Raw genomic sequence first — 10,394 nt, 5'->3', positions numbered from 1 at the left:
AGCGCGATGGCCGCGGCGTCGTTCAGCAGGCTCTCGCCCTCGATGATCCGCGCGAGGCGGCGCGGGGCCGAGATCGAGCGGAAGATGCTGACCACCGCCGACGGGTCAGTCGTGGACACGATCGCGCCGATCAGCAGGCAGGCCGCAAGCGGCAGCGCGCTGGCCCATGACAGGGCATACCCCACGCTCAGCGTCGCCACGACCACCGCCACGACCGCGAGAACGAGGATCGGCACCCAGTCGTCCAGCATCCGGCGCAGGTTCATGCCCAGCGTCGCCTGGAACAGCAGCGTCGGCAGGAAGACGTAAAGGAAGACGTTGGACCGGATCGGCAGCCCCAGGATCGCCTCGGCCACGGGGTTGAGCGCATCGGTCAGTTCCGTCCGCAGGAAGAAGAGCGCGCCCGCGCCGATCAGCACGCCCAGCACCGCGAGGATCACGCTGTATGGCAACTTCAAGCGCGCGGCGAGCGGCTCCGCCGCACCGATGACGAGGAACAGGGACGCGATGACCGTGGTGCCAAGGACGATATCCATAAGCCTGAAATAGCTGGAATTTCACGCGCGGGGAAACGGCGCTGCCCGTTTGTCGACGCCGAAGGGCAAGATTTCTTCGTGCCGGCGTCCGGGATGCCTCGCCCGCTCGCGCTTCATGCCTGCGAAAAACCCGCCGTGGTCGCCGGATGGCGCGCACGCATGCCGGACGGCCGACGCATTGTCTCGGCAGGCAGGAGCCGATCCCGCATGACAGCAGATGCGCTCGGCATCCGCGCAGCCGGTTCCCCGGCCGCACCGGCCCGGAACTGCCGGCGGCACCGAACGAGAGACGGACGCGCCTGTCTGATGTCGGTGTGAAAGAGGTCCATCGGATGGCGTCATGCAGGCGATCGCCAGGCCGTTCATGACCCTGGCCGCACCGCGTGTGTCGATCACGCTGAGCGCTCTGTCCCGTCGGGACCAAGGAACAGCTGCAGCCATGGCGCATTACTCAGGCGGGAGTCCCCGCCCGGCACGGGGGCGGCAGAACCCTCGACGGGACGGGCCGGAAAATCCAAGGAGTATTGGCATGGCCGAGACAGACGATGACGCGGGCGGCTTGCGGCTGCAGGTGGCAAGTGCACGGCCGGAGGACGCGGGTCGTGGCATCGTGCGGCTTGACCGCCCGACGATGGAGCGCATCGGCGTGCGCGAGGGCGAGGCGGTCGAGATCGCGGGAAAGCGGCGGACCGTCGCCATAGCCATGCCCCCGGCGCCCGAGGACGAGGGGCTGACCTTGGCCCGGCTCGACGGGCTGTTGCGCGGCAATGCAGGGGTGGCCGCCGGAGAGCAGGTCGAGATCCGCCGCGCCGAGCTGCGGCCGGCCAGGCGGATCGTTCTGGCCCCGGCGCAGAAGGACATGCGCCTGCACGGCTCGGGCGAGGCGCTGCGGCGCAGTTTCTTCCGCCGGCCCTTTGCGGCGGGCGACGTGGTCTCGACCTCGGTGCACGCGCCAAGGGCCCATGCAGACCGGCGCATTCCCGAAGAACTGCGGCAGATGCTCAACCTGCCGGCCTACGGGCTTCAGGAAATCCGCCTTGTCGTCGTGTCGACCGAGCCGCGCGCGCTCGTGCAGATGACGGAGGAGACCGAGGTGATCCTGCGCCCCACCTACGAGGAACCGTCCGAGAGCCGCCGCCCCGACATCACCTACGACGACATCGGGGGGCTGGGCGACACGGTGGACCGCATCCGCGAGATGGTCGAGCTGCCGCTGCGGCACCCGGAGCTGTTCCAGCGCCTGGGGATCGATCCGCCGAAGGGCGTGCTGCTGCACGGGCCGCCCGGCACCGGCAAGACCCTGCTCGCCCGCGTGGTGGCGAACGAGGCCGAAGCCAGCTTCTTTCTCGTGAACGGCCCCGAAATCCTGGGCAAGATGCAGGGCGAGAGCGAGGAGCGCCTGCGCCAGGTCTTTCAGCAGGCCGCGGAACAGGCGCCCGCGATCATCTTCATCGACGAGATCGACTCGATCACGCCGAAGCGCGACCAGGTCGGCGGCGAGGCCGAGCGCCGGCTGGTCGCGCAGCTTCTGACGCTGATGGACGGGCTGCAGCCGCGCCAGAACGTCATGGTGATCGGGGCGACGAACCGGATCGACTCGCTCGACGAGGCGCTGCGCCGGCCCGGCCGCTTCGACCGCGAACTCGCGATCGGCGTGCCGGACCAGAAGGGACGGCGCGAGGTGCTGGGCATCCACACCCGCGGCATGCCGCTCGACGAGGGCGTGGACCTCGACGAGCTGGCACGCGGCACCTACGGCTTCGTGGGCGCCGACATCGCCGCGCTCGCCCGCGAGGCGGCGATGGACGCGGTGCGCCGGCTCCTGCCCGAGCTTGACCTGAAGGCGGAGCTGCCCGCGAAGCTGGTCGAGAAGCTTTCCGTGACCCGCGCCGATTTCGAGGGGGCGCTGCGCCGCGTCCAGCCCTCCGCCATGCGCGAAATCATGGTCCAGGTGCCCGACGTCTCGTGGGACGATATCGGCGGCCTCGCACAGGTCCGCGAGACCATGCAGGAAAGCATCGAGCTGCCCCTGAAGGACCCGGACGCCTTTCACCGCCTCGGCATCCGGCCGGCCAAGGGCTTTCTCCTCTACGGGCCGCCCGGAACCGGCAAGACGCTGCTGGCCAAGGCGGTCGCGCGCGAGGCGGAGGCGAACTTCATCTCCACCCGCTCCTCGGACCTGTTGTCGAAGTGGTATGGCGAGAGCGAGCAGCAGGTCGCCAGGCTCTTCCAACGTGCGCGGCAGGTCGCGCCGACGGTGATCTTCTTCGACGAGATCGACAGTCTCGTGCCCGCCCGCGGCGGCGGCATGGGCGAGCCGGCGGTGACCGAGCGCGTGGTCAACACGATCCTGTCCGAGATGGACGGGCTCGAGGAGTTGCAGGGCGTGGTTGTGATCGGCGCGACCAACCGGCCCAACCTTGTCGATCCCGCGCTGCTGCGGCCCGGCCGCTTCGACGAGCTCATCTATGTCCCCGTCCCGGACCATGACGCGCGGCGCCATATTCTGGGGATCCGCACGAAGGACATGCCGCTCGCGGACGGGGTGGATCTGGACGAGATCGCCCGCAGGACCGAGCGCTACACCGGTGCCGACCTCGCGGATGTGGTCCGCCGCGCAGGCCTGTCCGCCCTGCGGCGGGGCAAGCAGACCGTCGGCCCCGAGGAGTTCGAGGCGGCGCTGGCGGACAGCCGCGCCTCCGTCTCGGAAGAGATGGAAAAGGAATACGACCGTCTGAAATCGGCGCTGGGCCAGGAAAACCCGCTCGATCAACCGATCGGCTTCCGCCTGGCCCGGGAAGAGTACGACCGCGAGATGTCCGAGGCCGCAAGGGCGCGCGGCCGGAACGCGTAGTCATGCGGGAACCACGGCAGCGCCGTCCAGCGGCGGCGCTGCCGAGGCCTCAGGTGGGCGGCGGCGCAACCGGAGCAACCGCCCACGGCCAGGCGATCGCGAGCATCCCCAGCCAGAACAGCAGCAGAACCAGCAATGCGAGCCCCGCCGCCACCAGCGGTGCGGCGTAGCGGTAGCCGCCGCCGTAGCGGTAGGGCCAGCGCTCGTATGTGTAGGGCCAGCTGGGCCAGGCAAAGACAAGCACCACCAGCATGAGGATGAGAAACCAGAACCAGAATACGTCCATTGCGGGCCTCCAGGGTCTTCAGGTTTTCCTCGGGCACAATCGATGATCGGGGACGGGGTTCCGGGGCGTGGAGCCCCCCGTCGTCAGTTGCCTCGCGGCGCGAAGTGCTGTGCGGGAAGCCCGGCAGGGCTGTCACGCGCCGGCGCGGGGCGCTGCGACGACACCGAGACGGGAACATGCCCGCCTGCCGCAACTTGTCTGACCTGAGAACGCAGCGTCGCTTCCGCCGGGTGGCGGCGCGTGCGGCCAGGCTGGGCCGGGCGTCGGAACGGGAGAAGGGCTGCGATGACCAACACTGTCGAGAGCGGTGAAATCCACTTCTTCTACAGGACACGGCTCGGCGTGCGGCAGCCGTCGGGGCGTGACGATCTCGAGCGCGTGTTCCTCGCTCTCGTGCCCGACGACGGCAGGCACGCACGTCTCTTCGTGATCGGCCGCAAGCACCTCCCCCGAATCCTGCCCGGCGAATCCGACCCGAGCGAGCGGCATTGGCTGCTGCTTTCGATGGTGGACGCGCCGGAGGCCGTCGGCAAGGCGCTGCATCCGGTGCGTTATGACACCGAGACGCGCGGTGAACGGCAGACCTCGGAGGCGGTTCCCGCGGGCGCGGGGCGATACGCCATCGTCTCGGGCGACGACGCCAGCCAGCTTGTCTATCGCCTCGTCGCCCCGCGCCGGCCCGGCCCGGCGCAGGAGGCGTTGGGTATCCGGCAGGAGGCACGCTACGTGATCGCCGTGCGGAACCCGTCGGTGGAGGTGCCCGGATTTCCCAAAGAGAAACCCGCCTATCCCGAAGACATCGCCGGGCAATTCGCCGACGAGCGATGGATCGACGTCTCGGACCCGCGGCTGCTCGATCACGAGAACGCGCAACTGGTCCTGATCGGCGCGCACGAAGAGACAGCCCCCTTCAGCATCCCCGACGATGGCCGGCCCGATCCCTTCGCCACCTTCGGCCTCGATGCGGATGCCTGGCCGGACGAGGCGCTGCGGAGCGGCACATTTGCCGAACCGAAGGAAGAGGCAGACCCGGTCGAGGCCCGGGGAGACCGCAGCAAGGGCGGCCGGCGCGGCGGCGCGGCCGCGGCCAAGACCGACTCGGCGGCGGGCGTGGCCGCAGCGCTCAAGGGGGTGTCGTTTCCATCCGACCGGGCGGGTCTCGTCCGTCACGCGCAGGGCAACGAGGCCCCCGAAGAGGTGATCGGCCTGCTCAGGTCCATCCCGGACCGCCGGTTCGAAACGATGGCGGACGTCACGAAAGCGATCGGAGAGGTGCGCTGAGATGGCCCAATACGCTTGCGAGATTTGCGGAGCGGAGTTCGACACCCTCTCGGAGTATCGTCGCCACATGCAGACCTCCCACCCGGAACGCGCCCCCTCCGCCGCCGATCTGGAGCGCGCGCTTGCGGGCATCGACTATCCCGCGCCACGCGGCAGGCTGGCCGATCACGCGCGACGCCGGGGCGCGCCGGAGGCCGCGGAGATCCTCGAAAGCCTGCCTGACCGGGAATACCGGGATGCCGCCGAGGTTGCGCGCGCCTTTGGCGAGATACGCGCGCATCGGGAGAAACCGACCCACCAGCCAAGCGTCCGCGGCGGGGAGGCCGCCCTGGACACCGGGGCGGTGTCGGCCGCGCGTCTCGCGCAGCTGTGCGACGGCATGAGTTTTCCGGCCTCCACGGGCGATCTGAAGGCGCATGCGCGATCCCAGGCCAGCCAGGCCGAGATGGAGCTCATTTCCCGCCTGCCCGAGCGCAGCTTTGCCGACATGTCCGATGTCGCGAAAGCCTTCGGCGAGGCGAAGGCGCAGGACCGGGGATGACGGCTCTCGTCTCCTGCGCGGCATGTATGCCAGCCCTCGGTGTGCGCACCTGACGATCCGGCGTCGAGGCGGCGACAGGCGGGCAAGACGGCGGGAGGGTGCCACAGAGACGATGCGCGCGATCTACGATACCAACGTCTTCGTCGCGGCGGGCTTCAATCCGCAAAGCGCCTCGGCGGAACTGCTCGAAGCGGCCAGGGACGGGCGCGTCACGCTGGTCTGGGATGCGGCGACGCGGCGCGAAATCCGGCATGTTCTCGAGCGGATTCCCAGACTGTCGTGGGAGATGGCTGCCGACGTCTTTCGGCCCGAAGCGGAATTCACCGGGCGTTGCGATCCCTCGCTGGTCTCTTTCGTGGCGGACCCGCAGGACCGCAAGTTCGCCGCCCTGGCGCGGGCGACGGGGGCGACACTGGTGAGCGCCGATCACCATCTGCTCGACCACCGCGACCGGCTCGATGTCGCCAAACCCTCCGAGGTCTTGCGGATGCGGTCGTGATGCCGACCACGGCAGGCTGCTGTCGCACCGCCGGAAGGCCGTCGCCATGCCTGTTCCCTGCATGTCCCGTTTACCTGCGATAATCTCGCGGCGCCGGCAGGCATGCGATTGATGGGAAGGAACTCACTGCGGCGAGAGGAGCATCGCCATGGACACGCCCGAAATCGTTCTCTGCACACCCCTGCGCACGCCAGTGGGCCGTTTCGGCGGCACTCTGGCGTCGGTGCCAGCCACCGAACTCGGGCGGCAGGCCGTCGCCGGGGTTCTGGACCGCAGCGGCCTTGCCCCCGAGCGGGTGGATGCCGCCATCATGGGCAACGTCATCCAGGCGGGCGCCGGGATGAACCCGGCGCGGCAGGCGGCGCTGAATGGCGGCCTGCCCGAGAGCGCTCCGGCAATGACGGTCAACCGGGTCTGCGGCTCGGGCGCGCAGGCCATCGCCAGCGCCGCCATGGAGGTGGCGCTTGGCCACGCGGACTGCGTGCTGGCTGGCGGCATGGAGAGCATGGATCAGGGGCCCTACATGCTCGGAAAGGCGCGATGGGGCTACCGCATGGGGGCGGGCACCGTTGAGGATGCCACCCTGCGCGACGGGTTGCTCGACGCCTTTTCTGGTGAGCACTCCGGCTGGCATACCGAGGATCTGGTGGCCGAGAAGGGGCTTTCGCGCGAGGCGCAGGACGACTGGGCCGCGCGCTCGCAGCAGCGCTTTTCCCGGGCGCAGGCCGACGGACGCTTCGCGGAAGAGATCGTTCCGGTCACGGTCCGGGGTCGGAAGGGCGAAGAGCGGCTGGAGCAGGACGAGACGAACCGGCCCGATGCCACCGCCGACTCGCTCTCGAAGCTCAGCCCTGCCTTCCGCGAGGACGGCACCATCACGGCGGGCAACGCGCCAGGCCTCAACGACGCTGCCGCGGCGATGCTGGTCGCCCGCCGCGACTGGGCCGAGGCGCAGGGGCTTGTTCCCATGGCGCGGCTCGTGGCGCACGGCGTGGGCGCGGTCGCGCCCGGCATGTTCGGCCTTGGCCCCGTGCCGGCGGTGCACCGGGCGCTCGACCGGGCGGGATGGGCGCGCGCCGACCTGGAGCGCGTGGAGATCAACGAGGCCTTCGCCGCCATCGCCATCGCCGTCATGCAGGACCTGGACCTTCCAGAGGACATCGTGAACGTCGAGGGCGGCGCGATCGCGCACGGTCACCCGATCGGCGCGACGGGCGCGATCCTGACCGTGCGGCTGCTGCATTCCATGCGCCGCGACGGGCTGCGCCGCGGGCTGGTCACGTTGTGCATCGGCGGCGGGCAGGGAATCGCGCTGGCGCTGGAACGGATCGATTAGACGCGAGGGACCGCACCGGGCCCGACCCGCGTTGACGCGTGAAAGCAACCGGTGCCGCCGTTTGCACGCAAGCCCGTCTGAAAGGAGACCAAGATGTCGGACAGCAAGCGAGTCGCTCTTGTCACCGGGGGCGTCCAGGGCCTTGGCGCGGCCAGCGCACGCGCGCTCAGGCAGGCCGGATTCACGGTGGCGGCGACGCATCTTGGCGGCGGCGACACCGCCCGCGCCTTCGGCGAAGAGACGGGCATCCCCGTTTACGAGTGGGATGTCGCGGACTTCGACGCCTGCCGCGACGGCGTGGCCCGTGTGGAAGAGGACCTGGGCCCGGTCGACGTGCTGGTGAACAACGCCGGCGTCAATCGTGACGCGATGTTCCACAAGATGTCGCGCGAGGCGTGGGATCAGGTGATCGCTGTCGATCTCGGCTCGATGTTCAACATGTGCCGGCAGGTGATCGAGGGGATGCGCGAGCGCGGTTACGGGCGCATCGTGAACGTCTCGTCGGTGAATGCCGCCCGCGGGCAGGCGGGGCAGACCAACTATTGCGCCGCGAAGGCCGGGATCGAGGGGTTCACCCGCGCGCTCGCCCGCGAGACGGCGAAGAAGGGCATCACCGTCAACGCGATCGCGCCCGGCTACGCCGACACGGCGATGGTCGAGAAGGTGCCCGACAAGATCATGGAGAACATTCTGGAGAACGTGCCGAAGGGGCGCCTTGCCGAGCCGGAAGAGATCGGCCGCGCCGTGGTCTACCTCTCCGGCGAGGGGGCCGACTTCGTGACCGGCACGACGATGAACGTCAGCGGCGGCTTCCGCATGGGCTGAGGCCGCACCGCAGGAGGACAAGACATGGCCAGACGCACCACCCAAAGCGCGCAGAGTGGCGCGCAGAAGACCCGGACGCCGGACAGCCGGACGTCGGCGAAGACGGCGAAACCCGCGCCGCGCCGGCAGCAGGCGGCCGCGCCGCAACCGCCGGAGAGACAGCAGGAGCCCGCCGATCGGCCGGCAGCGGACACGACCGCCGAACGGCCGGAGGCGCAGAAGCATGGCGAGGTCACGGCCCAGCGGGAGGAACGCTATGGCCTGACCGCCGAGCCGCCCGAGTTTCACCGCGCCTACCATTTCCAGCCGCCCGAGGAGCAGCACGGCATCATGGCCATCGATGCGGCCAGCAAGGCGATGCTGGCGCGCATGACGGCAGGCGTGACGCCTTTCGGCCTGACCTCGAAATTCTTCACGTGGTGGCTGCATGCCGCCAGTTCGCCGGGAAAGCAGGTGCAGCTTGCCGATCACGCGACGCGGTCATGGGCGCGTTTTCTCGGCTTCGCAGCACATGCGACGCAGAGCGCCGAGGCCGATCCCTGCATCGAGCCGATGGAGCACGACCACCGTTTCGACGACGACGCATGGCACCAGTATCCCTACAACCTCATGCAGCAGGGTTTCCTGTTGACGCAGGACTGGTGGTATCGCGCGACCAACGACGTCGACGGGCTCGAGCGGCATGACGAACAGGTCGTCTCCTTCGTCACCCGGCAGATGCTGGACCTCGTTTCGCCCACGAATTTCCTCTGGACCAATCCGGTGGTCGCCGAGCGCACGCGCGAGGAAGGCGGGCGCAACCTGATCCGCGGTGCGGAGCATTTCGTCGAGGACTGGGAACGCCTGACAAGCGACCGCCCGCCGGTGGGCGCAGAGGATTTCGTCCCCGGCCGGGATCTGGCCACCGCCGAGGGCCGCGTGGTGCATCGCACGCATCTGATGGAGCTGATCCAGTACACGCCCAAGACCGACAAGGTCGCCGCCGAGCCGCTGCTTATCGTGCCCGCCTGGATCATGAAATACTACATCCTGGATCTGTCTCCGGACAATTCGCTGATCCGGCATCTGGTCGATCAGGGCTTCACCGTCTTCGCGATGTCGTGGCGCAACCCCGATGCGCGCGATCGCGACCTGGGGATGGAGGAATATGCCGCCGCCGTCGAGGCGGCCATCGACGCGGTGCAGGCCATCGTGCCCGGGCGCAAGGTGCACGGCGTGGGCTATTGCCTGGGCGGCACCCTGCTGACGGCCAAGGCCGCGCAGATGGCCCGCGACGGCGAGGACCGGCTGGCAAGCCTGACGCTCTTCGCCACGCAGACCGATTTCAGCGAACCCGGCGAGCTTGGGCTCTTCATCAGCGAGAGCGAGGTGTCCTATCTGGAACACATGATGTGGGATCGCGGCTATCTGGACAGCCAGCAGATGGCCGGCGCTTTCCAGCTGTTGCGGTCCAACGACCTGATCTGGTCACGCTACATCCAGGAGTATCTCCTGGGCGAGCGGGAGGAGATGTTCGACCTCATGGCCTGGAACGCCGATTCCACCCGCATGCCCTACCGGATGCACAGCGAATACCTGCGCCGTCTCTTCCTCGAGAACCAGCTTTCGAACGGCAAGTTCGAACTGAACGGGGGTCCCGTCGCGGTCAGCAACATCGAGGCGCCGATATTCTGCGTCTCGACCACCCGTGACCACATCGCACCGTGGCAGTCGGTCTACAAGCTGCACCTCGTGGCCGATACCGACATCACCTTCGTGCTCACGAACGGCGGCCACAACGCCGGCATCGTCAGCGAGCCGGGCCATGCCGGGCGCAGCTACCGGATCCGCTGCACCCGGGAGGGAGAGCGCTATCTTGCCCCCGAGACATGGCGCGAACACGCCGAGCAGCGCGACGGTTCCTGGTGGCCGGCGCTGACCGAATGGCTGCGCGAAGAGTCAAGCGGCGAGACGGCACCGCCTGCCATGGGGAGCGAGACCTATCGCCCGAAGGAAGAGGCCCCAGGCACCTATGTCTTCCAGCGGTGACGCGCATGGCGCGCGTGGCAGGACGGCGCGGGCGATGCGCCCGAATCGCCTGCGCGCGAAAGTGCGCGCCGCAGCGCCGCCGCCGGGCCAAGGACTGCCAAGCCGATGCATCGCCGGCGGCACGCCGATCGGACGCGAGTACGCCTGTGCCGGCAGGAGCCGCGCGGGCATGGGCTGACGTTGCGGCAACGAACCTGCTGCGCGGCGC

At 69.1% G+C, this 10,394-nt stretch carries 9 protein-coding genes; 7 read left to right on the top strand and 2 right to left on the bottom strand.

Annotated features, from left to right (window positions below; genetic code table 11):
- On the bottom strand, positions 1-536 hold a 536-nt coding region (locus ACLFOB_RS11980; protein ID WP_410926206.1), incomplete at its 3' end, for a cation:proton antiporter.
- A 529-nt stretch (positions 537-1,065) separates the two neighbouring features.
- Between ACLFOB_RS11980 and ACLFOB_RS11975 the strand changes: the two genes are divergently transcribed.
- Positions 1,066-3,390, top strand: coding sequence for a CDC48 family AAA ATPase (locus tag ACLFOB_RS11975; RefSeq protein ID WP_410926205.1), 2,325 nt, complete (start codon positions 1,066-1,068; stop codon positions 3,388-3,390).
- Between the two features lie 49 nt (positions 3,391-3,439).
- On the opposite strand, the gene ACLFOB_RS11970 is transcribed toward ACLFOB_RS11975, so the two are convergent.
- Complete coding sequence (locus ACLFOB_RS11970) at positions 3,440-3,676, bottom strand: hypothetical protein (RefSeq protein ID WP_410926204.1); 237 nt, start codon at positions 3,674-3,676, stop codon at positions 3,440-3,442.
- Between the two features lie 285 nt (positions 3,677-3,961).
- Between ACLFOB_RS11970 and ACLFOB_RS11965 the strand changes: the two genes are divergently transcribed.
- The 6 genes from ACLFOB_RS11965 (at position 3,962) to ACLFOB_RS11940 (ending at position 10,186) form a co-directional block, all read left to right on the top strand.
- Positions 3,962-4,957, top strand: coding sequence for a DUF2795 domain-containing protein (locus ACLFOB_RS11965; RefSeq protein ID WP_410926203.1), 996 nt, complete (start codon positions 3,962-3,964; stop codon positions 4,955-4,957).
- 1 nt (position 4,958) lies between these two features.
- Complete coding sequence (locus tag ACLFOB_RS11960; RefSeq protein ID WP_410926202.1) at positions 4,959-5,498, top strand: DUF2795 domain-containing protein; 540 nt, start codon at positions 4,959-4,961, stop codon at positions 5,496-5,498.
- 112 nt (positions 5,499-5,610) lie between these two features.
- Positions 5,611-5,997, top strand: a complete 387-nt coding sequence (locus ACLFOB_RS11955) for a putative toxin-antitoxin system toxin component, PIN family (RefSeq protein ID WP_410926201.1) — start codon at positions 5,611-5,613, stop codon at positions 5,995-5,997.
- A gap of 148 nt (positions 5,998-6,145) precedes the next feature.
- Positions 6,146-7,333: a thiolase family protein gene (locus tag ACLFOB_RS11950; RefSeq protein ID WP_410926200.1), complete on the top strand. Its 1,188-nt coding sequence runs from the start codon at positions 6,146-6,148 to the stop codon at positions 7,331-7,333.
- A gap of 93 nt (positions 7,334-7,426) precedes the next feature.
- Positions 7,427-8,158 carry an acetoacetyl-CoA reductase gene (gene phbB / locus ACLFOB_RS11945; RefSeq protein WP_410926199.1) on the top strand — a complete coding sequence of 244 codons (732 nt, stop codon included), beginning with the start codon at positions 7,427-7,429 and terminating at the stop codon, positions 8,156-8,158.
- Between the two features lie 24 nt (positions 8,159-8,182).
- Positions 8,183-10,186: an alpha/beta fold hydrolase gene (locus ACLFOB_RS11940; protein ID WP_410918513.1), complete on the top strand. Its 2,004-nt coding sequence runs from the start codon at positions 8,183-8,185 to the stop codon at positions 10,184-10,186.
- Positions 10,187-10,394 lie beyond the last annotated feature (208 nt).

Source organism: Rhodosalinus sp., from assembly GCF_046542825.1.
GTDB lineage: Bacteria > Pseudomonadota > Alphaproteobacteria > Rhodobacterales > Rhodobacteraceae > Rhodosalinus.
This window is presented reverse-complemented; position numbering and strand designations above follow the sequence as displayed.

What these genes read in the sequence shown, in the direction of transcription:
- ACLFOB_RS11970 (WP_410926204.1), bottom strand. Translation starts at nt 3,676, where the DNA reads ATGGACGTATTCTGGTTCTGGTTTCTCATCCTCATGCTGGTGGTGCTT.
- ACLFOB_RS11950 (WP_410926200.1), top strand. Translation starts at nt 6,146, where the DNA reads ATGGACACGCCCGAAATCGTTCTCTGCACACCCCTGCGCACGCCAGTG.
- phbB (WP_410926199.1), top strand. Translation starts at nt 7,427, where the DNA reads ATGTCGGACAGCAAGCGAGTCGCTCTTGTCACCGGGGGCGTCCAGGGC.
- ACLFOB_RS11960 (WP_410926202.1), top strand. Translation starts at nt 4,959, where the DNA reads ATGGCCCAATACGCTTGCGAGATTTGCGGAGCGGAGTTCGACACCCTC.
- ACLFOB_RS11955 (WP_410926201.1), top strand. Translation starts at nt 5,611, where the DNA reads ATGCGCGCGATCTACGATACCAACGTCTTCGTCGCGGCGGGCTTCAAT.
- ACLFOB_RS11965 (WP_410926203.1), top strand. Translation starts at nt 3,962, where the DNA reads ATGACCAACACTGTCGAGAGCGGTGAAATCCACTTCTTCTACAGGACA.
- ACLFOB_RS11975 (WP_410926205.1), top strand. Translation starts at nt 1,066, where the DNA reads ATGGCCGAGACAGACGATGACGCGGGCGGCTTGCGGCTGCAGGTGGCA.
- ACLFOB_RS11940 (WP_410918513.1), top strand. Translation starts at nt 8,183, where the DNA reads ATGGCCAGACGCACCACCCAAAGCGCGCAGAGTGGCGCGCAGAAGACC.